22 protein-coding genes are annotated in these 25,021 nt (G+C 59.1%); 17 read left to right on the top strand and 5 right to left on the bottom strand.

Going from position 1 to position 25,021, the window contains the following annotated elements; genetic code table 11:
- The first annotated feature begins 146 nt into the window (after positions 1 to 146).
- The 4 genes from AC2FH8_RS19170 to AC2FH8_RS19155 all read left to right on the top strand — a co-directional run bounded on the left by AC2FH8_RS19170 (position 147) and on the right by AC2FH8_RS19155 (position 3,805).
- Positions 147 to 1,382: an acyl-CoA dehydrogenase family protein gene (locus tag AC2FH8_RS19170; protein WP_496690484.1), complete on the top strand. Its 1,236-nt coding sequence runs from the start codon at positions 147 to 149 to the stop codon at positions 1,380 to 1,382.
- 26 nt (positions 1,383 to 1,408) lie between these two features.
- A complete protein-coding gene (locus AC2FH8_RS19165) occupies positions 1,409 to 2,197 on the top strand; it encodes a thioesterase family protein (RefSeq protein WP_142640128.1) in 789 nt (262 codons plus the stop codon).
- A gap of 73 nt (positions 2,198 to 2,270) precedes the next feature.
- A complete protein-coding gene (locus AC2FH8_RS19160; protein WP_142640130.1) occupies positions 2,271 to 2,918 on the top strand; it encodes a DUF1007 family protein in 648 nt (215 codons plus the stop codon).
- Positions 2,903 to 3,805, top strand: a complete 903-nt coding sequence (locus tag AC2FH8_RS19155) for a nickel/cobalt transporter (RefSeq protein WP_496679194.1) — start codon at positions 2,903 to 2,905, stop codon at positions 3,803 to 3,805. Before AC2FH8_RS19160 ends, AC2FH8_RS19155 begins: the two co-directional genes overlap by 16 nt.
- On the opposite strand, the gene truA is transcribed toward AC2FH8_RS19155, so the two are convergent.
- The gene (gene truA / locus AC2FH8_RS19150; RefSeq protein WP_496690483.1) at positions 3,802 to 4,569 is read right to left on the bottom strand and encodes a tRNA pseudouridine(38-40) synthase TruA; all 768 of its coding nucleotides are present in this window, start codon (positions 4,567 to 4,569) and stop codon (positions 3,802 to 3,804) included. The genes AC2FH8_RS19155 and truA overlap by 4 nt on opposite strands.
- Positions 4,570 to 4,677: 108 nt before the next feature.
- Between truA and AC2FH8_RS19145 the strand changes: the two genes are divergently transcribed.
- The 10 genes from AC2FH8_RS19145 to AC2FH8_RS19100 all read left to right on the top strand — a co-directional run bounded on the left by AC2FH8_RS19145 (position 4,678) and on the right by AC2FH8_RS19100 (position 17,164).
- Positions 4,678 to 6,090 (top strand): YcjX family GTP-binding protein, encoded by a 1,413-nt coding sequence (locus AC2FH8_RS19145; RefSeq protein WP_496690482.1) that lies wholly within the window; start codon positions 4,678 to 4,680, stop codon positions 6,088 to 6,090.
- Positions 6,087 to 6,542, top strand: coding sequence for a GNAT family N-acetyltransferase (locus AC2FH8_RS19140; protein WP_271952301.1), 456 nt, complete (start codon positions 6,087 to 6,089; stop codon positions 6,540 to 6,542). Before AC2FH8_RS19145 ends, AC2FH8_RS19140 begins: the two co-directional genes overlap by 4 nt.
- A complete protein-coding gene (locus AC2FH8_RS19135; protein ID WP_496690481.1) occupies positions 6,535 to 7,524 on the top strand; it encodes a YcjF family protein in 990 nt (329 codons plus the stop codon). Before AC2FH8_RS19140 ends, AC2FH8_RS19135 begins: the two co-directional genes overlap by 8 nt.
- Positions 7,525 to 7,578: 54 nt before the next feature.
- Positions 7,579 to 8,289: a VIT1/CCC1 transporter family protein gene (locus tag AC2FH8_RS19130; protein WP_281973820.1), complete on the top strand. Its 711-nt coding sequence runs from the start codon at positions 7,579 to 7,581 to the stop codon at positions 8,287 to 8,289.
- A 91-nt stretch (positions 8,290 to 8,380) separates the two neighbouring features.
- Positions 8,381 to 9,688, top strand: coding sequence for an SDR family oxidoreductase (locus tag AC2FH8_RS19125; RefSeq protein ID WP_496690480.1), 1,308 nt, complete (start codon positions 8,381 to 8,383; stop codon positions 9,686 to 9,688).
- Positions 9,688 to 10,167, top strand: a complete 480-nt coding sequence (locus tag AC2FH8_RS19120; protein WP_496690495.1) for a DUF2269 family protein — start codon at positions 9,688 to 9,690, stop codon at positions 10,165 to 10,167. The genes AC2FH8_RS19125 and AC2FH8_RS19120 overlap by 1 nt, the downstream gene beginning before the upstream one ends.
- 95 nt (positions 10,168 to 10,262) lie before the next feature.
- Entirely contained in the window at positions 10,263 to 12,956 is a 2,694-nt protein-coding gene (locus tag AC2FH8_RS19115) for a DUF2339 domain-containing protein (RefSeq protein WP_496690479.1), read from the top strand.
- A gap of 163 nt (positions 12,957 to 13,119) precedes the next feature.
- Entirely contained in the window at positions 13,120 to 16,032 is a 2,913-nt protein-coding gene (gene ileS, locus AC2FH8_RS19110; protein ID WP_496690478.1) for an isoleucine--tRNA ligase, read from the top strand.
- Positions 16,033 to 16,164: 132 nt separating this feature from the next.
- The gene (locus tag AC2FH8_RS19105; protein WP_496690477.1) at positions 16,165 to 16,620 is read left to right on the top strand and encodes a methylated-DNA--[protein]-cysteine S-methyltransferase; all 456 of its coding nucleotides are present in this window, start codon (positions 16,165 to 16,167) and stop codon (positions 16,618 to 16,620) included.
- A gap of 76 nt (positions 16,621 to 16,696) precedes the next feature.
- The gene (locus AC2FH8_RS19100; protein ID WP_271952288.1) at positions 16,697 to 17,164 is read left to right on the top strand and encodes a hypothetical protein; all 468 of its coding nucleotides are present in this window, start codon (positions 16,697 to 16,699) and stop codon (positions 17,162 to 17,164) included.
- Positions 17,165 to 17,166: 2 nt separating this feature from the next.
- Here the strand turns inward: AC2FH8_RS19100 and AC2FH8_RS19095 are convergent, their stop codons facing one another.
- The 4 genes from AC2FH8_RS19095 to fsa all read right to left on the bottom strand — a co-directional run bounded on the left by AC2FH8_RS19095 (position 17,167) and on the right by fsa (position 20,405).
- Positions 17,167 to 17,862 carry a CDP-alcohol phosphatidyltransferase family protein gene (locus AC2FH8_RS19095; RefSeq protein ID WP_496690476.1) on the bottom strand — a complete coding sequence of 232 codons (696 nt, stop codon included), beginning with the start codon at positions 17,860 to 17,862 and terminating at the stop codon, positions 17,167 to 17,169.
- Positions 17,863 to 17,929: 67 nt separating this feature from the next.
- Entirely contained in the window at positions 17,930 to 18,850 is a 921-nt protein-coding gene (locus tag AC2FH8_RS19090) for a tyrosine recombinase XerC (RefSeq protein ID WP_496690475.1), read from the bottom strand.
- Positions 18,847 to 19,554 carry a DUF484 family protein gene (locus AC2FH8_RS19085; protein ID WP_496690474.1) on the bottom strand — a complete coding sequence of 236 codons (708 nt, stop codon included), beginning with the start codon at positions 19,552 to 19,554 and terminating at the stop codon, positions 18,847 to 18,849. The genes AC2FH8_RS19090 and AC2FH8_RS19085 overlap by 4 nt, the downstream gene beginning before the upstream one ends.
- A gap of 197 nt (positions 19,555 to 19,751) precedes the next feature.
- Positions 19,752 to 20,405, bottom strand: a complete 654-nt coding sequence (gene fsa, locus AC2FH8_RS19080; RefSeq protein WP_142640163.1) for a fructose-6-phosphate aldolase — start codon at positions 20,403 to 20,405, stop codon at positions 19,752 to 19,754.
- 88 nt (positions 20,406 to 20,493) lie between these two features.
- On the opposite strand from fsa, the gene AC2FH8_RS19075 reads away from it, so the two are divergent.
- The 3 genes from AC2FH8_RS19075 to AC2FH8_RS19065 all read left to right on the top strand — a co-directional run bounded on the left by AC2FH8_RS19075 (position 20,494) and on the right by AC2FH8_RS19065 (position 24,941).
- Entirely contained in the window at positions 20,494 to 22,689 is a 2,196-nt protein-coding gene (locus AC2FH8_RS19075) for a primosomal protein N' (RefSeq protein WP_496690473.1), read from the top strand.
- 80 nt (positions 22,690 to 22,769) lie between these two features.
- Positions 22,770 to 24,002: an MFS transporter gene (locus tag AC2FH8_RS19070; RefSeq protein WP_271952281.1), complete on the top strand. Its 1,233-nt coding sequence runs from the start codon at positions 22,770 to 22,772 to the stop codon at positions 24,000 to 24,002.
- Between the two features lie 66 nt (positions 24,003 to 24,068).
- Positions 24,069 to 24,941 carry a 50S ribosomal protein L11 methyltransferase gene (locus tag AC2FH8_RS19065; protein WP_142640169.1) on the top strand — a complete coding sequence of 291 codons (873 nt, stop codon included), beginning with the start codon at positions 24,069 to 24,071 and terminating at the stop codon, positions 24,939 to 24,941.
- Positions 24,942 to 25,021: the final 80 nt, after the last annotated feature.

Here is a 25,021-nt window from a genome sequence, read left to right as displayed (position 1 = left end):
TACGGTCGCCAGTCTCCGGTTACTGCACCCGTTTAATCTCATATGGGGTGGGTGACGTCCCGTCACCCAACTGGACATCATGACGGTGGCTAAGTCATTCTCGGCCCAAAGGTAATGCCCGCGTGTCGGGGCGGAGGAGAAAACTCATGAACATGTCATTCGGCCTGCGCGAGGAAAACCGCGAACTGCTGACCCGCGTAACAGAGATGATCCGAAATGAAGTCATGCCGCTGGAAGAAGAGTTCCATGCTGAAATCAACAAAGGTGACCGCTGGCAATATACCGACCGGCAGGCGGATATCCTTGAAGGGTTGAAAGCCAAGGCCAAGGCGGCGGGATTGTGGAACTTCTGGCTGACCGACAGTGAAAAAGGGCTGGGTTTGACAACTGTGGAATACGCCTTTTTTGCTGAAGAAATGGGAAAGACCCCGCTGGGTGCAGAAATCTTCAACTGTTCAGCCCCAGATACGGGCAACATGGAAGTATTCGAGCGGTACGGGTCCGAAAAGATGAAGCAAGAGTGGCTCAAGCCGCTGCTCGATGGGCAAATCCGTTCGGCCTATCTTATGACCGAACCGGATGTCGCCTCGTCTGATGCCACCAATGTTTCGATGTCCTGTGTGCTGGACGGCGATTCCTACGTTCTGAATGGCGAGAAATGGTGGGCCTCAGGCGCCGGTGATCCGCGGTGCAAGGTCTATATCGTAATGGTCCGAACTGGCGGTGATGACCTGCCTGTTCACAAACGCCAGTCGATGATCGTGGTGCCGGCGGGAACGCCGGGGATCGAAGTGCTGCGCCCGATGGAAGTCTACGGCCATGATGATGCGCCGCACGGGCATATGCATATTCGCTTTACCAATGTCCGGGTGCCTGCCGAGAATATCCTGCTGGGCGAAGGGCGTGGGTTCGAGATCGCTCAGGGTCGATTGGGGCCGGGACGTATTCACCACTGTATGCGCGCTATTGGGCAAGCAGAGATGGCCCTGGAGCAGATGTGCAAACGGTCGCTGCAACGCGAAGCATTTGGCAAGAAGCTGGCGCAGCTTGGGGCGAATTTCGATATCATAGCCGAATGCCGGATGGAGATCGAAATGGCCCGGCTACTTTGCCTCAAGGCTGCTTGGTACATGGATCAGGGCGATGCGCGCGCGGCGGCCCCGTGGATCAGCCAGATCAAGGTCGTGGCACCGCGGGTCGCATTGAAGGTGATTGATGAGGCGGTTCAGATGTATGGCGGGCAAGGGGTAAGTCAGGACACGCCGCTGGCGACCGCATGGACGCATGTACGGACCCTGCGGCTGGCCGATGGGCCGGACGCGGTGCATCGTCGTCAGGTCGCACGGACCGAGCTGAAAAAGCATACACAGGAAAAGGTCTGAGGTCCCAAGTGGTCTTGAAATCTGACATGTCCAGGTTGCCTTATTTCAGACTTCGCGCGGATGGGGTTTTTGTCGGCAATGACCCGGCGCGGGGTCCGTGGTCTGCCGAACATTGCCATGCTGGTCCGGTCAGCGGTCTGATCGTGCGCGCGGCGGAATCTGAAATTGGTCCGGACAAGATGCTGACCCGGCTGACGGTCGATCTGCTGCGCCCGCTGCCCCTGTCCGGGTTGCGGGTTGCGGCCGAGACGACGCGGCACACCAGAACGCTGGCGACCACTCGGGTTACTGTGCACGATCTGGACAACACTTTATGTGCCGTAGCCACAACTATGCACCTTGCCCGCCGCGACCTTGGCCCGGTTCCCAATGTCGCTCTCTCATCTCCGCAACTGGCGGACTCGGTGGACGGCCCATTTCCCATCGGCGAAATTCGGCACGATCTTCCTGGGTTTGCGACCTATTCCGATGTCCTCTATCCCAAGGGTGGAAATCAGGGCGTCGGTCCCAAAACGATCTGGATGCGCACGCCTCCGCTGCTTGGGGACGAGGTGCAATCTCCGATTCAGGCGCTGTGTCCACTGGCTGATTGCGGCAATGGCATTTCGTGGAATGCCCCCACAACCGAGATGGGGTTCATGAATACCGATCTGACGGTTCAAGTGCACCGCGAGCCGGTCTCGGATTGGCTGGCCTCCGAGTCTGTCTGCCATTGGCAACCCTCGGGTATCGGCATGTCGCAATCGGTTTTGTATGACACCCAAGGGCCGGTTGGAACAGCCCTGCAGACCCTTGTGTTGTTCCCACCTGCCTGAGCCATCGGCCAGCTTCTGCGCGCCCGGCCCAAATGGGATTGCCGGGCGCAGGCCGACACCCTATCTTTCGCCCATGCGCTGGCTTGTGACCCTAGTGACCTGCTGTTTGCCGATCCCGGCGATGACGCACCCGCATGTCTTTATCGACACGGGGCTGGAATTCGTCGTGGACGCTTCGGGGCAGCTGACCCATGTCCGTGTGACCTGGGCCTATGACGAGTTTTACTCTTTGCTTGTCCTCGAGGACATGAAGCTGGATCAGGATGGCGACGGTATCCTCAGCAAAAGTGAACAGGATCATCTGTCCGGGTTCGATGCACAGTGGGATCAAGGCTATAACGGTGATCTGGTCGTCTGGTCCGAGTCTGAGGTATTGCCGCTTTCTGGCCCACTGGAGCCGAAAGCATTGATGGAGGACGGGCGCATCGTGACCTCGCATCTGCGCAGTGTCGAAGGTGGGCCTGTACCGGCCACCGCCTTATCGGCGAAGGCGTTTGATGAGACATATTATACCGCATATGACCTGACGCGTCCGGTGACGGTTTCGGGGAGTAAGACCTGCCAGATTGACCGCGTCGAGCCGGATGTCGACGGACAGCTTGCCCAAATGCAGGCGTTTCTGCTGACGCTGGATGCCAATTACGACCTTGAGGAAAATGACATCCCGATGGTGGGCGAAAACTTTGCAACCGAGATCCGAATTTCATGTCCAAATACCTGATTGTCCCGTTTGTTCTGGCGGTCGGAGTTCTGCTCTGGTTCTGGTTCAGCGGCGGGTTTGACCAACTTGCGGCATGGGCTGCCGGTGAACAGCGTGCATTTCAGAACCAGATTGCGCGGTCTCTGCGCGCTGCCCGCGCCGAACAACCTCAGGCGGTCATGACTTTGTTGACGGTGTGCTTCGCTTACGGGTTCTTCCACGCCATCGGTCCTGGGCATGGCAAAGTCCTGATCGGTGGCTATGGGCTTGGCCGGCGTGTGGCGTTCTGGCGGCTTTCAGCGATCAGTGTGTTGTCCAGCCTTGGACAGGCCGTAACCGCGATTGTTCTGGTCTATGCCGGTGTGCTGGTGTTCCAGATGTCTCGGGAAAGACTGGTCGACACAACGGAGCAAATCATGGCCCCAGTCAGCTATGGGGCGATCACTGCGATCGGGCTTTGGCTAGTGTTTCGCGCCTTGCGCAGCTTTGCCAAACGCAGCCGGGATCACGGTGCAAATCATCATCACCACGACCACGAAACCTGTTCGGATTGCGGCCACCGGCATGGTCCGTCCGCGGATGAGGTGGCGCAGGTCGGTAGCCTGCGCGAGGCGGCGTTGCTGATCGCTGGAATCGCCGCACGCCCCTGTACCGGGGCGCTGTTTGTGTTGATCCTGACCTGGCAGATGGGCATCGCCATCGTTGGCATCGCCGGGGCGTTCTGCATGGCGCTGGGCACTGCGACTGTCACCACTCTGGTCGGGTGGACCTCTTTCGGTCTGCGCGGGGGGATGCTGGCCTCGGCCTCAGCGACGCGGTTTGCACAGGTGCTGGCCCCAACCATCGAACTGGTCGCCGGGTTGCTGATTGCGGTGATAGCTGGTGGCCTTTTACTGCGCGCGCTTTAGTCGAACACCGGGTTCGGATAGCCGACCCGCGCAAGATACAGCCCCTGTGGCGGGCAAACCGGCCCGCAGGCGGCGCGATTCTCAGCGTGCAGCGCTTCGCGCACATCTTCGGGCGTCCAGGACCCGGCGCCGACACGTTCCAGCGTGCCGACAAAGCTGCGCACCTGATTGTGCAGGAACGACCGTGCCCGGACGTGGAAATGAACCTCGGGGCCTGAAAAGCCCTGCACCTGTTCCACCCGCAACTCATCCAGCGTCTTGACCGGGCTGGCCGCCTGACAGATCGTGGACCGGAACGTGGTGAAATCATGCCGTCCGATCAGCATGTCCGCCGCGGCCTGCATCGCATCAATATCCAACGGGTGACTGACTTGCCAAACCTGCCCCGCGTCATGGGTTGCAGGCGCGCGGCGCATCAGGATGCGAAACAGATATTGCCGTTCAAGCGCCGAGAACCGTGCATGCCAGTCATCGTCCACCCGTGCGGCTTTCACGATGGCCACTGGTTGCGGCTTGAGGTGATAGTTCAACGCTTCGGACAGTCGGAAAGGGTCCCATTCCTTGATCAGGTCGCAATGGGCGACCTGTCCTAGCGCGTGGACACCGGCATCGGTGCGACCCGCCGCAGCGATCGTGTGATCTCCCGGTTGTATCCGCGACAAAGCCTCTTCGATCGCCCCCTGAACCGAGGGCTGATCTTTCTGCCTTTGCCACCCGGCAAACGGCTTTCCGTGATATTCGACTTTCAACGCGTATCTGGGCATGGGCCGCTGGTACCGTGCTGCGCGGCGGCGGGCAAGGGGCCGGAAAGCGCTGGCATGTCGGACGGTGGCTACCTATCTTGAGCGAAACGATAAAAGCGGGGCGACGGCTTGGTCATCTCATCTATGGCAGACAGTCTTGTGCGCGGCATGGAATCCGTGGGCGACAGCGTTTCCGAAGCTCTGTTCGAGCCGGTCATCCGCCTTGGTGTCACCGGGTTGGCGCGTTCGGGCAAAACGGTGTTCATCACCTCGCTTGTTGCAAATCTGCTGGACCGTGGGCGAATGCCCGGCCTTGTTGCGCAGCATGAGGGACGGATCAACGCAGCTTACCTTCAGCCGCAGCCGGATGATACCGTGCCCCGGTTCGACTATGAAAACCATCTTGCTGCGCTGACCGGGACAAACCCGCATTGGCCCGAAAGCACCCGCGCCGTGTCCGAGTTGCGCCTGTCGTTCAAGGTTCGCCCTGCCGGTCTGCTGTCTGGCCTGAAGGGGCCGCGAACCGTGCATCTGGATATTGTAGATTATCCGGGCGAATGGTTGCTGGACTTGGCCCTGCTGGACAAATCATATGACGACTGGTCAACCGAAACGCTGAACCGCATCACAGAGCGGGCCGAGGCACAAGAGTTTCTGGCGCAGGCCAAAGCGGTCGCGCCAGAGGCAAAACATGATGAGCCGGTGGCGCAATCTTTGGCGCAGGCGTTCTCGGGCTATCTGAACACGGCGCGCGATGCCGGGTTTTACGATTGTACGCCGGGGCGGTTCCTGTTGCCGGGTGATCTGGCGGGATCACCGGTTCTGACCTTCGCGCCGCTGCCAGTCGAAGGGGTCGCCACCCGTAACAGCCTGCACCGCGAAATGGCGCGGCGCTACGAAGCCTATAAATTGCGCGTGGTCAAACCGTTCTTTCGCGAACATTTTGCCCGGATCGATCGACAGGTTGTTCTGGTCGACGCGCTGGGTGCGATTCACAAAGGGCCGAAAGCGGTTGAGGATATGCGCCTGGCGATGGGAGATATCCTGTCGGCCTTCCGTCCGGGGCGCAACGCGTGGCTCAGCCAGTATCTTCTGGGCAAACGGGTCGAGCGCATTTTGTTTGCCGCCACCAAGGCCGATCATTTGCACCACCTGCAGCATCCACGTCTGACCAGCATCATGGAGGCGTTGACACGCGACGCCCGTGACCGCGCCAGTTTTGCCGGGGCCGAGACCTCGGCTGTGTCACTGGCGGCTTTGCGGGCAACAACCGAAGAGATGCGAACCCATGAAGGAGTGCCGCTTGCCTGCGTGCGGGGCACTTTGCTTGATGGCAAGCAGGCGGCCTTCTACCCCGGTGAGTTGCCCGAAGACCCGGCTCATTTGTTGGGGGCAGCCCGCAGCGGAGCAGAAAGCTGGCTGGGCGAAGACTATGGGTTCATGAGTTTTGCGCCTGCGAACCTGACCCTGCGATCGGGTGACGGCCCGCCCCATATCCGGCTTGATCGCGCGGCCCAGTTCCTGATCGGAGACCGGCTATGACCGTAACGCTCCGCCCTGCGCGAAGCACGGATGCTGGCGCGACGGGGAAAATCCTGCATGGTTTTGCTTGTGAAAATGAGTGGATGCCAGAGCTGCATTCCTGTGCCGAAACCATCGCCTTTTGCGGCGTGATGATTGATCGCGACTGGATCACCGTTGCTGAAAACGAGGATGGTGTAGTTGGTTTTCTGGCATTGAATGGTTCAGAGGTCCATTCGCTTTACCTGCGTGCGTCAGCGCGCAATCAGGGCATCGGGCAGCGCCTGTTGGATCAGGCGAAATCTGGCCGACAAAAGCTGTCCCTGTTCGCCTTTCAGGCCAACCATGGCGCGCGAAGATTCTACGAGCGCAACGGATTTGCAGAGATTGCCCGCGGTGACGGGGCCGATAATGACGAAAACCTGCCGGACATCAAATTTGTCTGGAACAGAGAAAGGGCTTCTGATGGCTAAGGGTCCAGTTCTGATCGATCTTGATCCCGAGGAACCTGTTGCGGATGTCGCTTTGGCACCGCCCGTTCCGGATGCGTGCGAACCACAGGGGAAGGCGATGCAGGCCGCCGCGCGTCTGGCTGCACGGAAACCGTCGGCCCTGTCACGCTGGTTCTGGGGACTGGCGGCGGCGGTCATCGGCGCGGTTGTCTCGGTGGCGGCATGGGATTTTGTGACCGCTTTGCTGTTGCGCGCGCCGGTTTTGGGATGGGTCGTAACTGGCCTGATTGGCGCGTTGCTGCTGGTTGCCCTGATCATCGCTTTGCGAGAACTTGCCGCGATCGGGCGGCTTTCGCGTGTTGATGGAATCCGTCGCGCCGCAGACACCGCGTTGGCAGAGGCGGATCTGACGCAAGCCCGCGCCGTAACCAACCGGTTGTTGGCATTTTACAACGGGCGCGAGGACGTTCGATGGGGCCGCGATAGGCTGGCCGAACGTATCGCCGAGCCTTTCGATGCCTCGGATCTGATGGCTCTGGCCGAGGACGAGCTGCTGGCCCCTCTGGATGCCGCGGCCAGTCGAGAAGTCGAGGCCGCAGCGCGTCAGGTCGCGACGGTGACCGCTCTGGTTCCTTTGGCTCTTGCGGATGTGGCGACGGCTTTGGCAGCCTCGTTGCGAATGATCCGGCGCATAGCTGAGATCTATGGTGGAAGGGCCGGTTTTCTGGGCAGTTGGCGCCTGACCAGGGCGGTCTTTGTGCATCTGGTTGCAACCGGCGCCGTGGCTATGGGCGATGACTTGCTGGAACCGGTGCTGGGCGGCTCTGTCCTAAGCAAACTGTCGCGGCGGTTTGGCGAAGGCCTGGTTAACGGGGCGCTTAGCGCGCGCGTCGGCGTGGCCGCGATGGAGGTCTGCCGTCCTTTACCGTTCTCGGACCGTCACAAGCCCTCGACCCGGTCGATGATCAAGCGTGCGCTGGCGGGGCTGTTTTCGAAAACTTGACCTGAGACAAAGCGTTCCTGCCAGCCGCGCATCATAACAAAGCAGGAGGCACGTATGACAGACCATGGACACAGCCAGCAAGAAATCGCGGCACGTATCAACGCGCCGCCGGGGCGTGGCGTTTTGCGTGATGTGGTTTACGGCGGGATCGATGGATCAGTCACCACTTTTGCCATCGTTGCGGGCGTTGCCGGGGCGGGGCTGTCACCGTTCATCATCATAGCGCTGGGGCTGGCCAATGTGCTGGCTGACGGGTTTTCGATGGCGGCGGGGAATTACTCGGGCACCAAGGCTGAACTGGATAACATCCGGCGCATTCGCGCGATCGAGGAGCGTCATATACATCTTTACCCCGATGGTGAACGGAACGAGGTGCGCGAGATTTTAGCCCAGAAAGGACTGTCGGGCCGTGTGCTGGACGAAGCCACCGATGCGATCACGGAAAACCATGACAACTGGATCGACCTGATGATCGAGGGAGAATATGGCCTGGGCAGCGTCGATCCGCATCCGCGCAAAGCTGCGGTGGCGACGTTTTTTGCCTTTCTTGTGGCCGGCATGGTTCCGCTTTTGCCGTTTCTGTTTTCGGTGGACCGGGCATTTGCTGCTTCGGCCTGGATGACGATGGGTGTTTTCTTTGCCATTGGTGCCCTCAAAAGCCGCTGGTCGCTGGCTCCGTGGTGGCGGTCAGGGATCGAAACGCTGCTGATTGGTGGGGCCGCTGCCGCAATCGCCTATTTCGTCGGTTCACTGTTTCACCCCTAGCGGTCGGAATTGTCGCAGTTTGCCCGGTGCCGCAGACGGCTGCCGCTCGACCCGCTAGGTTGGGGCGCAACTTCAGCAGGTTAGGTACCCGATGCAAGGTTCTGGGAAAAATATACTTGTTCTAGGCGCTTATGGGTTTATCGGCGCGGCGATGATGCGGTCTCTTTCGGATCGAGATGCCAATGTATGCGGCCTTGTGCGCGATACAAACCTGGGTGAGAAAATCCTGCCCGGGATGTCTTTGGCTCAGGGAGATTTGCGCCAGCTCACGCACCCACACGATTGGCTGGAAATTCTGTCAGGTTTTGATTGTATCGTGAACTGCGCCGGGGCGTTGCAGGACGGACCAAAGGACGATCTTGAGGCGGTGCATCACACTGCGATTGCCGCCCTCGGGCAGGCCTGCGCCGCGCGCGAGATTGCTTTGGTTCAGATTTCTGCAACCGGAAGCAGCCCAGAGGCAGACACGGAATTCATGCGCACCAAAGCCTCCGGGGATGCCGCCTTGCAGGCCAGTGGTGTGCCGCTGTGGATTCTAAGGCCGGGCCTTGTGATCGGACAGACTGACTATGGTGGAACGACCTTGTTGCGCATGCTGGCCGCAATTCCGCTTGTGCAACCGATCGCCTATCCGCAGACGCTGGTTCAATGTGTTGGAATGGCCGATTTGTGCAGCGCCGTGGCGGCGGCCGTTGATGAGACGTTGCCACAGGGTACCTATGATCTGGTCGAGGATCAGGCTCATTCGCTGTCCGAGGTTCTGGACGAAACCCGCCATTGGATGGGGTTCCCGAAGGCACGTGTTCGGATAACGGCACCGGCTGTGGTTGCTAAGTTCGCCGCCGGTTGCGCCGATCAACTTGGGCGCTTGGGGTGGCGTTCGCCCCTTCGCAGCAACGCAATGACGGTCATGGCTACCGGAGTTCTTGGCGACCCGGCCCCTTTTCGCAGGGTGACAGGCGAATCCATGGGTTCGATGCCCGAGATTTATCGCAGCATGGCCTGTTCCCGCGAACACAGGTTGGCTGCACGGATGTCGTTGCTGATGCCGTTGACGGTTGCGGTGCTCAGCCTTTTCTGGGTTCTCTCAGGTGTTTTCGGATTGCTGAGCCTGCCGCAAGCCACACAAGTCCTAACCGTCGCAGGCTGGACCAGTGGTGCCGCTGTGGCCAGCGTGCTGTTCTGGTCATGTGTCGATATCTTTCTGGGGCTTGCGATCCTTTGGCGACCATGGGCAGAACGCGCCTGCATCGCTCAACTTTGTGTGGCGGTTTTCTACCTATTGGCGGCCTCAATTACGGCTCCTGTCTTGTGGCTCGACCCGCTTGGACCGCTTGTTAAGGTCATGCCCGCGATCATGTTGTCTCTGGTCGCACTGCCAATGGTGAAAAGCCGATGATGGACCCGGATCTGATCTTGCGCTGGTTTCATGTGATCGGGGCCTGCGTCTTGTTGGGAACCGGGGCCGGAATCGCATTCTTCATGCTGATGGCCCATCGGTCACGCGACCCGCGTTTCATCGCCCAGACGGCGGCAATCGTGGTGCTGGCCGATATGCTGTTCACCACAACCGCCGTTGTTTTGCAGCCAATTTCAGGTGGCTTGCTGGCCTTCAGATTGGGCTGGTCACTGGTCGAAGGGTGGGTGCTGCTGTCACTATTGCTGTATGTCCTGACCGGTGTCTTCTGGCTGCCGGTCGTCTGGATGCAGATAAAGATGCGGAACTTCGCGCAAGAGGCGGCAGATCGCGATGCTGCTTTGCCGCGTTCGTATTTCATATTGTTCCGGCTTTGGTTTGCATGTGGGATCCCCGCATTTCTGGCCGTTTTGGCCATAGTCTGGCTGATGGTTTCCCGCCCTTCAATAGACCTGTTTTGATTTCAGGCCGTGTCGCGGTATGCAGGACGGTATTCCGGACTGTTTCTACCTGATGCATCAGGTTAGCCTGCAGAGAACTTGATAGGAGAAACAGGTTGGAATCCCTTCTGGTCCTTCTTGCGTTGGTTGCGCTGGCTATTCCTTTGACCATTGTGCTGCTGCTTGTCAGTCAGGTTCGGTTGCGGCGGCGGGTCGTCCAGTTAGAGGCGGACATCCTGTCACTGAAACATGGCACCAATACTGAACCAGAACTCGCGACAGAGCCCGAGTCCAAGGCGCAGACTATTCCGGCCAAAGCGCCTCCAGTGTGGCCGATAGCCGACCAACCTGAGACCGAACAGCCAATCCCCCCGCAATCTCCTCAAGAAGCACTGGTTTTCAGCTCTGACCGTTTCGCGTTGCTGCAGGAATGGCTGCAGGAAAACTGGTTCTATGTCGTTTCGGCACTGTCGCTGGCACTGGCGGGAATTTTTTTGGTGCAATACGGCGTCGAGAACGGGTTACTGCCGCCGTCGGCACGTGTCGTTGCCGCATTGCTGTTTGGCGCGGCGCTGATTGTCAGCGGAGAGGTCATTCGCAGGCGCTATGGCGATGGCGTGGACTCCGCGAGCGCCTATTTGCCCTCGGTGTTCTCAGGCGCGGGGCTGGTCACACTGTTTGGCGGCGTTCTGGCGGCGCGGCAACTATATGGCTTGATCGGCCCTGAATTTGCGCTTGTCGCCATGATTGGCGTTGCATCTGTCGGGTTGGTTTTGGGCTGGTTCCATGGTCCGCTATTGGCAGCTGTCGGACTGACAGGTGCCTTTGCCTCCCCATTCTTGGTCGGTGGCTCTTCGGATGATCCGACCTGGTTATATGGCTACTTCCTGACCATAACGGTTCTGGGCCTGGGCATAGACACCGTCCGCCGATGGGCGTGGATTTCGGTTCTGACACTGGTCGGAGGTTATTCTTCGTGTCTGCTGCTGGTCCTGTCGGAACCGATGACAGAGCCGGGCTATCTGACCTGCATCACCGCCTTTGCGCTCATCACTATTGCGATTCCGGTCCGGCGAATTTGGCCTGATCACACCGGCCCGATGGTCAGCGAAATGACCCGACGCCAAAGCGGCGAGGCATGGCCCGAGTTTCCGACGCGTCTGGCATTTGGTGCAGTTGCGGTCAGCTCGGCCATCCTGGCGCTGCACTGGCCGGATTCCGCCGGTGAGTTCTGGTTGAGCCTGTCGCTTTTGGCTGGTCTGGCCTTTGCGATGATCGTTTGGACAAGCGGGGCGAGGGCACTTCAGGACATCAGTGTTTTCCCGATTGTTGGCCTTGTCTGGCTCGTATTTCTCCAGGGGTGGGATCGGGGCAAAGTCGCACAGCGTTTTGCTGAGACCTATGCCGAAACCCCCGAGGCGGATTTTCCCTTTGTCGTGACATTGCTTGTGGCACTGAGTGCAGCCCTTTCGGTTGCGGCGGCGTGGCGGTCGATGCAGCAGGGGCGCCATGGCGTGGTCTGGGCGGCTGGGGCGGTAATAACCGCACCTATACTTGCCATCGCTCTTGAGATCGCTTGGCGCCCGGCCGAGGTTTTGGGCGCGTATTTCTGGGGGCTGCACGCAATGGCTCTGGGTGCCTTGATGGTGGTCTTTGCCGAACGCTATGCGCGCGTGGATGGTGAACAACGTATACGTCCTGCGCTGGCCACGTTATCCGCGCTGTCCTGTCTTGCATTTGCCTGTGTCATCGTGCTGAGTTCTGGCGCCTTGACGATTGCGTTGGTTGTGACCGTTGTAGCCGCTGCCGCGCTGGATCGTCGGTTCAACCTGCCTCAGCTCAGTTGGTTTATCTGGGCCGGGGTCTTCACGGTGACTGTGCGGCTGATCCTGAACCCGGGCCTGTACTGGGCCAATACGGTGCCGGTCGGTGAAATGACGTTGGTCTATGGCGCCGCCACCCTTGGATATGTTCTCGCCTGGGGCCTGATCCGGGGATTGAACCGCCCCGTTGCAATCTTGCTGCTGGAAAGCGCAGCCTGGGCAACCGCGGGGATATTGCTGTCATTGCTGCTGCTGCGCTGGCTGGAAGGGTTCGGTCAAGGCGGGATGGAGGATAGCCATTGGGGGTTGGGCCTGATGGCGGTGATCTGGCTGCTGTTGGCGGCGGCACAGATACGGCGGTTCGATTTGGGCGGGCCGTTGAACTATGTCCGCTATGGGCTGGCGGCGTTCTTTGCCGCCCATGCCCTGTTCCGACTTGCGCAAGCGCTGACCGAGGCAAATCCCGTTCTTTATGTGCACAGTGATCCCGTGTTGGGGCCTGCGCTGATGAACACGCTTGCCATAGCCTACCTTCTTCCTGCCGGGGTCCTTGCCATGTCAGCCTGGCGCATTGAACAGATGCCGGTTTGGTTGCGGCAGGGCTGTTTCGGTCTTGCGGGTGCGCTTGCAGCATATTGGCTGGGTGCTTCTATTCGTCATTTCTGGCAGGGTCCCGGTGGCATGTATGTCGGGGCTGGGGTCAGCCAACCAGAGCTTTACACCTATACCTTGGCCCTTTTGATTGCAGGCGCGGCGCTGTTTTATCAATCTTTGGCCCGTCGGTCCGACCTGTTGCGCAAAGTGGGGCTGGCTGTGATCGGACTGGCCGTGGCTAAGGTATTTCTGATCGACATCGCCGGGCTGGGCGGCCTGATCCGGGTCTTTTCGCTGCTGGCGCTGGGGCTTGCACTGGCCGGTTTGGCGTGGCTGAATCGCTGGGCAAAGCTGCGCCAATCGCCACAAGGGGCGGAACCTCTGGACCATTAGCTGTCGGCGTCCTATAAGCGCGGCCATGTATGCCCGTCTGGCCATCATTATTCGAATTATTTCCCCGGCGCTCTGACCACTGAGACGCCGGGCAAAGGTGTTTGAGAACTCGCACCGACCGCTTCGATCCCAATACGACCAGATCATCCAAAGGACGCCCCCAATGTGCGCCGACACGACCCAAACACCTGATTACAAAGACACGCTGAACCTGCCGAAAACCGATTTCCCCATGCGCGCAGGCCTGCCCAAGCGCGAACCCGCATGGCTGGAACGCTGGGAAGAGATCGGTGTCTATGACCGCCTGCGTGAAAAACAGGGCCGCACGCCCTTTACCTTGCACGATGGCCCTCCGTATGCGAACGGTCACCTTCATATCGGTCACGCGCTGAACAAGACGATCAAAGACATGATCGTGCGCAGCCATCAGATGATGGGCCACGACGCGCGCTATGTGCCAGGATGGGATTGTCACGGTCTGCCGATCGAATGGAAGATCGAGGAACAGTATCGCAAGAAGGGCAAGAACAAGGACGAGGTGAACGTTGTCGACTTCCGTCAGGAATGCCGCAAGTTCGCCGAGGGCTGGATCGACATCCAGCGTGAAGAGTTCAAGCGTCTGGGCATCACCGGCAACTGGGCCGATCCCTACATCACCATGGACTATCACGCCGAGGCTGTGATCGCGGATGAGTTCATGAAGTTCCTGATGAACGGAACGCTCTATCAGGGGTCCAAGCCAGTCATGTGGTCGCCGGTTGAAAAAACCGCGCTGGCCGAAGCCGAGGTCGAGTATCACGACAAGGAAAGCTTCACCATCTGGGTGAAGTTCAAGGTTGTGAATGCGGGCGATCTGGATGACGCGTTTGTTGTGATCTGGACGACGACACCTTGGACCATGCCGTCGAACAAGGCTGTGGTCTATGGCAAGGACATCTCCTACGGGCTGTACGAAGTCACTGATGCGCCAGAGGAATGCTGGGCTGCTGTTGGCGACAAGTTCCTGCTGGCGGACAATCTGGCCGCTGACGTGCTGGGCCGCGCCCGGCTGAATGACGACCAGTGGACCCGCGTCCGTGATGTCACAGCAGATGAGCTGTCATCTGTCCAACTGGCCCACCCGCTGGCCGGGGCCGAGGGCGGTAATGGCGAATGGGATGACATCCGCGACTTCCGCGCGGCTGAGTTCGTGACCGACACAGAAGGAACGGGGTTTGTTCATTGCGCGCCGTCGCACGGGATGGAGGAATTCGAGCTCTACCGTGATCTTGGCATGCTGGAGCAGGTCATCACCTATAACGTGATGGACGATGGTTCGTTCCGCGCTGATCTGCCGTTCTTTGGCGGCAAATACATCCTGTCCCGCAAGGGCGGTGAGGGTGATGCCAACAAGTCCGTGATCGATAAGCTGGTTGAGGTTGGCGGGTTGCTGGCGCGCGGAAAGATCAAGCACAGCTATCCGCATTCCTGGCGCTCGAAGGCTCCGATCATCTATCGCAACACGCCGCAATGGTTTGCCTCGGTCGACCGCAAACTGGACGACGGCATGGGCGAAATGGGCGATAGCATCCGCGAACGCGCCCTGCGTTCGATCGACGAGCTGGTGAAATGGACCCCGCAGACCGGCCGGAACCGTCTGTATTCCATGATCGAGGCCCGGCCAGACTGGGTTCTGTCGCGCCAGCGCGCCTGGGGCGTACCGTTGACCTGCTTTACCAAGAAGGGCGCTTTGCCGACCGATCCCAATTTTCTGCTTCGCGACCCTGGCGTGAATGCGCGCGTCAAAGAAGCGTTTGAACATGACGGGGCCGATTGCTGGTATCTTGACGGCGCGAAAGAGCGCTTCCTGGGCAATGACTATAACCCGGATGACTGGGATCAGGTGTTCGACGTTCTGGATGTTTGGTTCGATTCGGGCTCGACCCATGCCTTTGTGCTGCGCGACCGTGAGGACGGCACCGAGGACGGCATCGCCGATGTATATATGGAAGGCACCGACCAGCATCGTGGGTGGTTCCATTCGTCCATGCTGCAGGCCTGTGGCACCAAGGGCCGCGCGCCCTATCGCAACGTGGTGACCCATGGCTTTACGCTCGATGCCAAGGGCAACAAGATGTCCAAATCGCTGGGAAACACCATCGTGCCCGAAGAGGTCATCAAGCAATACGGTGCCGATATCCTGCGCCTGTGGGTGGCTCAGACCGATTACACCGCTGACCAGCGGATCGGACCTGAAATCCTGAAGGGCACCGCCGACAGCTATCGTCGGTTGCGCAACACGATGCGATTCATGCTGGGCTCGCTGGCTGATTTTTCTGAGGCCGACCGGGTGGACCCTGCGGATATGCCGCGCCTGGAACGCTGGGTGCTCAGCCGTCTGGCCGATTTGGATGAACAGGTGCGAAAAGGATATGCGTCTTTCGACTTCCAGGGCGTGTTCAGTACGGTGTTCACCTTTGCAACCGTTGATCTGTCGTCCTTCTATTTCGACGTCCGCAAGGATGCGCTGTATTGCGACGGCGATAATCTGCGCCGTCGTGCCGCGCGCACCGTGCTGGATATACTGTTCCACCGTCTGACCACATGGCTGGCCCCAGTTCTGGTCTTCACTATGGAAGAGGTCTGGCTGGAGCGTTTCCCGGGTGACGACAGCTCGGTCCATCTGGTGGACTTCCCGGAGACGCCTGCCGACTGGCGCAATACCGAGCTTGAGGCTGGCATGGCCAAGATCCGCCGGGTCCGGCGCGCTGTGACTGCCGCGCTCGAAGTTCAGAGACAGGATAAGGTCATCGGTTCCAGCCTTGAGGCCGCACCGATCGTGCATGTCGAAGATGGTGAAACCCGCAATCTTCTGGCAACGTTTGACGTCGATGACATGTGCATCACGTCCGGTTTGACCGTCACCGGAGATCCGGCCCCGGCCGAGGCGTTCCGCCTGCCGGAAATCGAGGGCGTGGCCGTGGTGTTCGAAAAGGCTGAGGGCGAGAAATGTCAGCGCTGCTGGAAAATCCTGCCTGATGTGGGGCGCCATGCACATGACGGCGTGTGCGGGCGCTGTAACGACGCGCTGAACTAGTCGACGTTCTGCGGCAGAGGCGGAGTCTTTTGCGAGGCTCTGCCTCGCGCTCCGAGGTATTTTTGGCCAGATGAAGATCCGGATCCGCAGAATTCGGGTTGTGATGCGCGCGGTTTCTGTCAGCCTGTTCGCATGGGAATGATTGCGGTTGAGACCCGTTTCGGGACTTTGGGTGTTGAAGAAACAGATGGCGCGGTGACGCGTCTGATCTGGAATGGCGGCAATCAGGGCGAAGTCACGCCCCTGTTGCAGGAGGCCGCCGCGCAGCTGCACGCCTATGATCAGGGGCGGTTGGACAGGTTCGATCTGCCTTACCGTATCGAGGGGTCGGAATTCCTGCGTCAGGTTTGCGACCTGATGTTTGCCATTCCGCTGGGCGAAACCAGAACTTATGGTGATCTCGCGAAGGAACTCGGTCAGCCCCCGCAACCTGTGGGGCAGGCCTGTGGCGCCAATCCCATTCCGGTGATTATCCCCTGCCACCGGGTGCTGGCCGCAAACGGGCTGGGCGGGTTTTCAGGTGATGGCGGGATTGAAACCAAAGTCGCGCTGTTGCGCCATGAACGCGCCGCCGGTCTGCTGATCTAGAAAGCGGAATTCTGTTGCAATCCCGCTGGTTGATGCCCAATTTGTTTCAAATAGAGATTTCAAAGGATCGCATGGTATGACCGATCAACCAGACTTGGCAGTTCGTAAAAAGGCCATCATCGACCGCCTTATGTCGCTTGAGGAGCAAGAGCTTGCGACCGCACAGGCGCATTACGACGCTTTCCTGAAAGATTCGCAGCTTGATGACCGGGAAGGGCATGACAAGGATGACATCGCAGCCTCGCGCGAGAATGCCGATCTGGCAGCAGCCTTCGATGCGCCGGTGCATGCGCATCATGCCAAGATCGATGTAATCGAGAATACGGATTTTGATCTGACCGACAGGGTGCAACCGGGTGCGGTGGTCAAGTTCAACAACCGGCGCTTTGTGGTCTGCGTCTCGACCACGCGGTTCGAAGTGGACGGCAAAACCTATATGGGCATCTCAACCCAAAGCCCTATTTACCTGGCGATGGCCGGCCTGCAACAGGGTGATGTGTTCGCTCATAACGGAACCGAGTTCGAGGTGCAGGAGGTCCTGTGACCTTATGCTTTGCGTGGCGGGATCACCTGCTGGGCAATTCCTGCGAACACCAGATACAAGCTGGTGATCACCAGACCCCAATGGGCCCAGCTTCCGGGGTGGAAATCGACCCAGGCAGCCCATCCGGCGAAGAAGGTCCAGGCAAATGCCATCGGCAATGACACATTGCGCCAACGTTCCGTGCGCACCGGGTGGATGAACTTCAATGGCAGGAACATCGCCAGCGAAAGCAGCGTCACCAGCAGCAGGATAACCCAGAAATTGGGCTCGAGCGCGAAGATCACAATGACGAACATGTTCCAGCAGCCCGGAAAGCCGGAAAAGGAATTGTCCTTCGTCTTCATCCTAGTGTCGGCAAAATACATAGCGCTGGCAAAGGTGATGACAATGATGGCGAACCAGCCGGTCCAGCCGTCCATCAAGCCCGATTTGAACAGGGCAAAGGCCGGGATGAACACATAGGTCAGGTAATCAATGATCAGATCCAGAAGCACGCCGTCAAATTCCGGGGCGTTCTTTTTGACGTGATAGTGCCGCGCCAAGGGGCCATCGATACCGTCCACAATGAACGAGACGACCAGCCACAGATACATCAGGCTCCATTTCTCTTCGACGGCGGCCAGCATGGCGAGCATTGCAAATACAGCGCCGGTCGCGGTGAATAGATGTACGGAAAGAGCTTTGAATCTGTGTGTCATGGTGTCTCTTGAATGATGCACGGGCCAGATGCAAACCAAAAGCCCGGTCAATATGGATAGCGTTTGCTCAGGCTTTTGGGTGGGTGCGGTTGTAAACTTCCATCAGGCGCGCCGTGTCGACCGCAGTATATGCCTGGGTGGTGGACAACGATGCGTGGCCCAGCAATTCTTGAATGGTGCGTAGATCACCGCCCGCAGACAGCAGGTGGGTCGCGAAACTGTGGCGCATGGCATGGGGTGTTACAGTGGAAGGCAGCCCAAGCTGCTGGCGCGCTTTGGCCATCACCCCCTGAATGGCTCGGGGGTTCAGGGGGCCTCCGCGAACCCCGCGAAACAGTGCCTTCTCCCTGGATTGGGGGTGGGGGCACAGCTTTACATATTGATCTACAGCTGTTTGCGCGACTGGCAGGACCGGAACGATCCTTTCTTTGTTGCCCTTGCCGGTGATCCGCAGCGAGTTGGGCAAAGGGGTATCCGCTCCGGTCAGTGAGAGAGCCTCGGAAATACGCAAGCCGCAGCCATATAAAAGAGTAACGACCGCAACGTCGCGGGCAGAAACCCAGTCGCTGGCTGATTGCATCTCGACCGTTTCAATCATCGCACGTGCGGCATCCTCGGCCATGGGACGAGGGAGTTTTTGGGTAAATTTGGGGGCGCGGGTCGACAGAACTGCGGTCGGCTCAAACCCTTCACGCTCCGAAAGCCAACGGTAGAAGGTTTTTACGGCGGAAAGTTTGCGCGCAAGCGAGCGCGAGCCAACGCCGGATGCGCGCTGATCGGCCATCCATGCCCGCATGTCCGAGATTGTAATCCGTGCAATCGTCGCCATCCCCTGACTTTCGCTATGGTGCAGTGTCATGAAGGACAGAAATTCGGACACATCCCCCCGATAGGCGGTCAGCGTGTTTTCGGACCGGCCTGACAAGGCCCCCAGGCCATCAAGCCAGTTTTGCAGTGCGTCACGAAAAGCCGGAGAAATAAGGCTCACGACAGCCAATGGCGCATCGACCGTTCGAAGACACCAGCAAAGAAAGTCAGAAGATCCGTGCCCAGCTTTGGCGTAAAGTGCCTGGGGTCTTTTGCGCTCATGATGATCATGCCAGGCAGGCGGCCTTCGCCCAAATCCAGCCTCAGACAAGCTTCGGAGCGCAGGTGATCCGCATCACTGCCGAATATCCTGTGCGCGGGGTGGATGATTTCACGCAAGACGACCTCGCGTGCAGGGCCGCTGTGGTCAAAGGTCAGATAGTTGTCGACGAAACCGGGTTCGACGATGGCCAGCACGCCTGCCAGTCTTGAGATTGCCGGGTCTTTCTGGACTGCCGTCGTTTCAAGAACCAGCGTAATGCGTTCGACACGCAGTATGTCAGCCACATCTGCACCAAGTATATGCAGGAATTCCTCAAATCCGACCGGTTCAAGTAGCCGAAGAATGGCCCGATGAACCTGATTTGTGCCGGCCAGATTTTCATAGGCTGCCGCAATGACCGAGCGGTGCGTATCCTCCAGCCGGTCCAGCCGGGCCTCGAGCCGTTGCATAGCTATGCCGCGCAGGTCGATGACGTTATTCCCGCGCGCCTGCTCATTTGCGGTGACGAGGGCCTGCATCAGGTCCTTGTCATCCAGAATGGCATCTGGTTCGGCCAGAATCGCCTCGCGCAAGGTGTCCTTGAGTATGGTGTTGCTGCTCATGTCCTGTCCGGTCTTTTTTATTTTTCGGCCTTATAGCACGGCTTGCCGGATCTGCCTCGGGAAAAATGAGCGTCAATTTGAATTTCGCGGGGAATGTGGTCGGGAAAACTCCGGTCTGCAAAGATCTGATCCGAGATCAGATTCAAAGCAGCTGGGCCGAGCGCGGCGCCAGGGGCGCCGCGCGGGTTCGCGCAGAATCAGAGGATTTTCTGACCCGTTTTCGCCCAATCGGACAGGAAGGTTTCAAGGCCTTTATCGGTCAGCGGATGATCGGCCAGCTTCTTGATCACGGCGGGTGGCGCGGTGATCACGTCGGCACCGATGCGGGCGCTGTCGGTCACGTGGTTCACGGTGCGGATCGACGCGGCGAGGATTTCGGTCTCATACCCATAATTGTCATAGACCTGACGGATATCAGCGATCAGGTCCATGCCATCTAGGTTGATGTCATCCAGACGTCCGATGAAGGGCGAGATGAAAGTTGCGCCGGCTTTGGCGGCCAGAATCGCCTGATTGGTCGAGAAACAGAGGGTCACATTGACCATCTGGCCTTCGTCACTAAGCGTTTTGCAGGTTTTCAGGCCCGCCCATGTCAGCGGGACTTTGACAGCGATATTCGGGGCGATCTTGGCCAGCTTGCGACCTTCGGCGATCATGTCGTCGGCTTCGGTTGCCACGACCTCGGCCGAGACCGGTCCGTCGACCAGATCGCAGATTTCCTTGGTCACTTCCAGAATATCGCGGCCTGACTTCAGGATCAGCGAAGGGTTGGTGGTGACACCGTCCACCATGCCCAGATCGTTCAGTTCGGCGATTGCGTCGATCTCGGCTGTGTCTACGAAGAATTTCATGCGGGCAGTCCTTTGATGGGTTGGCCTTGGTCGCGGATGGCTTTACCTCAAAGAGACCCATGCTGGAACCCCTTGCCAAGGATATGCATTGAGCACTCAGGAGTTTTTCGACCAAGGTGAGCTGGTGGCGGTGCTGACCGCCCAACCGCTGGACCGGACGCTTGACTATAAGGCGCCCGAGGGCGGGTGCTTTCTGGGCGCTTTTGTCGAGGTGCCGCTGGGCCCGCGCAAGGTCTTGGGCGTGGTCTGGGGGCCGGGGCAGGGTGGCTTTGACCTTGCCAAGGCCCGCTCGGTGATCCGGGTGCTTGAAGTCGCGCCGATGCGCGAAGAGATGCGCCTGTTTCTGGGGCGCGTCGCCGATTACACGCTGACCCCGATGCCTGCGATGTTGCGATTGGCCACGCGCGCGCCCGGATTGGGCGATCCGCCTTCGATGCGCAAGGTCTATCGGCTTGGCGACAGGGACCCTGACAGGGTGACCGACGCGCGGACCCGTGTGTTGGAGGTGCTGCGCGACTACGGCGGGTTGGCCTTTACGCTGAAGGAACTGGCCGAACAGGCGGGTGTGACCTCTTCAGTCGTGAAGGGGTTGGTCAAACTCGGTGCGGTTCGCGAAGAAGACAGCCCGCGCGATCTGCCCTATCCACATCTGGATCCGGATCTGCCGGGCAAGGCGTTGACCGATGATCAGGCCTCTGCAGTGGAAACCCTGCAATCTGGCCTGCGAACGGGTGATTATGGCACGACCTTGCTGAAAGGCGTCACCGGGTCGGGCAAGACCGAGGTTTATCTTGAGGCCGTCGCCGAAGCGTTGCGCCAGGGGCGGCAGGCGCTGGTTCTGCTGCCCGAGATTGCCCTGACCGCCGAATTCCTGACGCGCGTTGAGGCACGATTCGGCGCGCGCCCGGCAGAGTGGCATTCGGGCGCGACGATGACCGAACGCCGCCGAGTCTGGCGCATGGTGGGGCAGGGCGATGCACAGCTGGTTGTCGGCGCGCGCTCGGCCCTGTTTCTGCCGTTTCGCAATCTTGGGTTGGTCGTGGTCGATGAAGAACATGACACCTCGTACAAACAGGAAGACGGCGTGCATTACAGCGCCCGTGACATGGCTGTGCTGCGGTCCGCCATATGCGGCGCGCGCGTTATTCTGGCAAGTGCGACGCCGTCACTGGAAAGCTGGGCCAATGCCGAGGCAGGCAAGTATGAGCGGCTCGATTTGACTTCGCGCTTTGGCGATGCGGTGTTGCCCGAGATGAAGCCCATCGACATGCGGGCCGAGAAGATGCAGCCGGGGACGTGGATTTCTCCATCGCTGCGGCAGGCCGTCCATCAGCGGATCGAGCGGGGTGAACAATCCCTTCTGTTTATTAACCGCCGGGGATATGCGCCGGTCACCCTGTGCCGGGCTTGTGGCGAGCAGATTGCCTGTGATCACTGCGATGCGCGCATGGTTGAACACCGGTTTCTCAAGCGTCTGATGTGCCATCAATGCGGTGAGACCAAACCCATGCCCGAGGTCTGCCCCTCCTGTCAGGTCGAGGGCAAGCTGGCCCCGGTCGGGCCAGGGATCGAACGGCTGGCTGAAGAGGCTGAGGCAACATTTCCCGAGGCAAATATTGCCATGCTGTCATCCGATCTGTTTGGATCGGCGCGCGCATTGAAAGCAAAGATCGAAGAGATTGCTGCCGGTGACGCCGATATCGTCATTGGTACGCAGCTGGTGGCCAAGGGGCACAATTTTCCGAAACTGACACTGGTGGGTGTCATTGACGCCGATCTCAGCCTGCATGGGGCGGATTTGCGTGCGGCCGAGCGCACATTCCAGCTGATGCGGCAGGTGGCTGGCCGCGCCGGGCGCGCGGATAAGCCCGGACAGGCGCTGTTGCAGACGTTCCAGCCGGAACATCCCGTCATTCGCGCCATCCTGTCGGGCGATGAAGAGGGGTTCTGGAAAGCCGAAGCGGCCGGGCGGTTGGCAGCCGGAGTTCCCCCCTATGGACGCATGGCCGGTATCGTTCTGTCTGGCCCCGAGGTCGGTCCCGTTTTTGACATCGGCAACGCCATGGCCCGCAACGACGCCCCGTTGCGGCAGATCGGTGCGCAGGTCTTTGGTCCAGCGCCTGCGCCCATTGCGCGTATCCGCGGGCGACACAGGGTGCGGCTGCTGGTCAAAGCCCCCAAAGGGGCGCCAATTCAGGATGCCATCGCCCGTTGGATAGCACCGCTGCGGCTGAAGGGTGACATCAGGCTGACCGTTGATATTGACCCGCAAAATTTCTACTGACCTCTGCATTCATGCAGAGCCAATGTGCATGCCCTTCTTCCCACTCGCCAAAACCAGAAAATGGGCGTAGAGGGACTCTCATGCTGAAACCCATGCCACTTTCCGAGGCGCAAAGCCTTCCGTTCTGGCGCCGTCCCATCACGCTTTTATTCGTGATGGCACTGACCATGCCCATTGCTTTCAACGCATGGAGCGCGTTGTTGAACAATTTCGTTATTGAAGTGGCGAATTTCGACGGTGCCGACATCGGCCTGCTGCATACCGTGCGCGAGATCCCAGGCTTTCTGGCTGTAGGCGTAATTGCCGTGATCTTGTTTGTTCGGGAGCAGGTGCTGGCGATGATCTCGCTGATCATGCTGGGTGTTGCGACTGCGGTGACAGCGTGGTTCCCAAGCCTTGGCGGCTTGTTGTTCGTCACACTGCTGAGCTCGATCGGGTTCCACTATTATGAAACCGTGAACCAATCCCTTCAGCTGCAATGGTTGCCCAAGGACCGAGCGCCGCAATTTCTGGGCTGGATGGTCGCCATGGGATCAGCTTCGACATTGGTTATCTATGGGCTGATTGTCCTGACGTGGGATCGGTTCGATCTGTCCTATAACACTGTATTCATGGCTGCGGGTGGGCTGACGGCTTTGCTGGCGTTGTTCTGTCTGGTCGCCTATCCGCAGTTCGACGCGCCGACTCCGCAAACCAAAAAAATTGTGCTGCGCCGCCGATACTGGCTGTACTATGCGCTTCAGTTCATGGCGGGCGCGCGTCGTCAGATCTTTGTCGTTTTCGCCGGTTTCATGATGGTCGAGAAATTCGGGTTTGAGGTCCACGAACTCACCGGTCTTTTCTTGATCAACCTGGTTATCAACATTTCGGTTGCGCCGATGCTAGGCAAAGCTGTGTCCGTATTCGGTGAACGTCGCACTTTGATTTTCGAATATGCAGGCCTGGCAGTTGTATTTGCAGCCTATGGCGGTATTTATTGGTTCGGTTGGGGCGTTGTTCTGGCGGCTACTCTCTATGTGATTGACCATGTGCTTTTCGCGCTGGCTCTGGCGCTTAAAACCTATTTCCAGAAAATTGCCGATCCGGCAGATATTGCGCCAACCGCAGCGGTTGCCTTTACGATCAACCATATCGCCGCGGTATTCCTACCAGCGCTTCTGGGCCTGCTCTGGGTGTACTCGCCCGGAGCGGTCTTTGCGGTGGCTGCAGCGATGGCGTTGATTTCGTTATCGCTGTCGCTGCTGATCCCGCGCCACCCAGAGCTTGGGAATGAGACGATACTGTCGAAATACGCGCCCGCTCCGGCGGAATAGCTGCCAATGCTTGACCTTCGCGGGCCCGCACCCTAGGCGCTGTGTCAGCTGACACAGGAGGCTCCCATGCCCACATTCACCGCGCTTACCACCCTGACCGGCAAAAAATCAGCCGATGGTCTGGGCGAAGCCATGGAGCGTCTTGATCCCGAACCCACGGGCGTGGGCGTATTCGAAGTCGAAGATGGCTCGGGCCTGTGGGAGATTGGCGGTTACTTCACCGAAGCGCCGGATGAAACGGCACTGGCGGTTCTGGCGGCTGCGTTCGGATCCAAACCCTTTGTAATCTCGGAACTGCCCGAAACCGACTGGGTCGCCCATGTCCGCCGTGAATTGGCGCCTGTCGAGGCTGGCCGCTTTTTCGTCTATGGCTGTCACGATGCCGACAAGCTGCCCGAAGGCCGTATCCCTTTGTTGATTGAGGCTGCAATGGCTTTCGGTACCGGGCATCACGGCACCACCCTTGGGTGTCTCAAGGCTCTGGATTTTCTGCTCGATCAGGGTTTTACCGCGACAAAAGTTGCAGATATCGGCTGCGGCACCGCCGTTCTTGCGATGGCTGCAGCCCGAGTTTGGGATGGCGACATTATCGCCAGCGACATTGATGAGGTCGCCGTCGACGTCGCCGAAGCCAACCTGAAGGCAAACGGCATGTCAGGGAAGGTTCAATGTGTCGAGGCTGCGGGGTTTGATCATCCGGAGCTGAAATCTCTTGCGCCCTATGATCTGATATTCGCCAACATCCTCAAGGGCCCATTGGTGGCCCTGGCGCCCGAAATTTCAGCGAATCTGCGGGTCGGGGGTAAGGCGATTCTATCGGGAATCCTTAACGAGCAAGCCGAGGACGTTGTTTCCGTTTATCTCCAAAATGGTTTCAATGCCTCTAGAAATGACCAAATTGGTGAATGGACGTCGCTAGTCTTAACCAAACAGGGCTAAAATCGGGCCATTTGCAGGAGTTTTGTGGAGTTTCGCCTCTTTTTTGTCGCAATCTGTTTTTACCGTCAATGACGTGGAAT

Source organism: Ruegeria sp. CDSC025, from assembly GCF_059610805.1.
Note: the sequence above shows the minus strand (reverse complement) of the source record. Positions and strands in the feature narration are given on the sequence as shown.

Coding starts and splice junctions, on each gene's coding strand:
- AC2FH8_RS19170 (WP_496690484.1), top strand. CDS start 147: ATGAACATGTCATTCGGCCTGCGCGAGGAAAACCGCGAACTGCTGACC.
- AC2FH8_RS19165 (WP_142640128.1), top strand. CDS start 1,409: ATGTCCAGGTTGCCTTATTTCAGACTTCGCGCGGATGGGGTTTTTGTC.
- AC2FH8_RS19160 (WP_142640130.1), top strand. CDS start 2,271: ATGCGCTGGCTTGTGACCCTAGTGACCTGCTGTTTGCCGATCCCGGCG.
- AC2FH8_RS19155 (WP_496679194.1), top strand. CDS start 2,903: ATGTCCAAATACCTGATTGTCCCGTTTGTTCTGGCGGTCGGAGTTCTG.
- truA (WP_496690483.1), bottom strand. CDS start 4,569: ATGCCCAGATACGCGTTGAAAGTCGAATATCACGGAAAGCCGTTTGCC.
- AC2FH8_RS19140 (WP_271952301.1), top strand. CDS start 6,087: ATGACCGTAACGCTCCGCCCTGCGCGAAGCACGGATGCTGGCGCGACG.
- AC2FH8_RS19135 (WP_496690481.1), top strand. CDS start 6,535: ATGGCTAAGGGTCCAGTTCTGATCGATCTTGATCCCGAGGAACCTGTT.
- AC2FH8_RS19130 (WP_281973820.1), top strand. CDS start 7,579: ATGACAGACCATGGACACAGCCAGCAAGAAATCGCGGCACGTATCAAC.
- AC2FH8_RS19125 (WP_496690480.1), top strand. CDS start 8,381: ATGCAAGGTTCTGGGAAAAATATACTTGTTCTAGGCGCTTATGGGTTT.
- AC2FH8_RS19120 (WP_496690495.1), top strand. CDS start 9,688: ATGGACCCGGATCTGATCTTGCGCTGGTTTCATGTGATCGGGGCCTGC.
- ileS (WP_496690478.1), top strand. CDS start 13,120: ATGTGCGCCGACACGACCCAAACACCTGATTACAAAGACACGCTGAAC.
- AC2FH8_RS19105 (WP_496690477.1), top strand. CDS start 16,165: ATGGGAATGATTGCGGTTGAGACCCGTTTCGGGACTTTGGGTGTTGAA.
- AC2FH8_RS19100 (WP_271952288.1), top strand. CDS start 16,697: ATGACCGATCAACCAGACTTGGCAGTTCGTAAAAAGGCCATCATCGAC.
- AC2FH8_RS19095 (WP_496690476.1), bottom strand. CDS start 17,862: ATGACACACAGATTCAAAGCTCTTTCCGTACATCTATTCACCGCGACC.
- AC2FH8_RS19085 (WP_496690474.1), bottom strand. CDS start 19,554: ATGAGCAGCAACACCATACTCAAGGACACCTTGCGCGAGGCGATTCTG.
- fsa (WP_142640163.1), bottom strand. CDS start 20,405: ATGAAATTCTTCGTAGACACAGCCGAGATCGACGCAATCGCCGAACTG.
- AC2FH8_RS19070 (WP_271952281.1), top strand. CDS start 22,770: ATGCTGAAACCCATGCCACTTTCCGAGGCGCAAAGCCTTCCGTTCTGG.
- AC2FH8_RS19065 (WP_142640169.1), top strand. CDS start 24,069: ATGCCCACATTCACCGCGCTTACCACCCTGACCGGCAAAAAATCAGCC.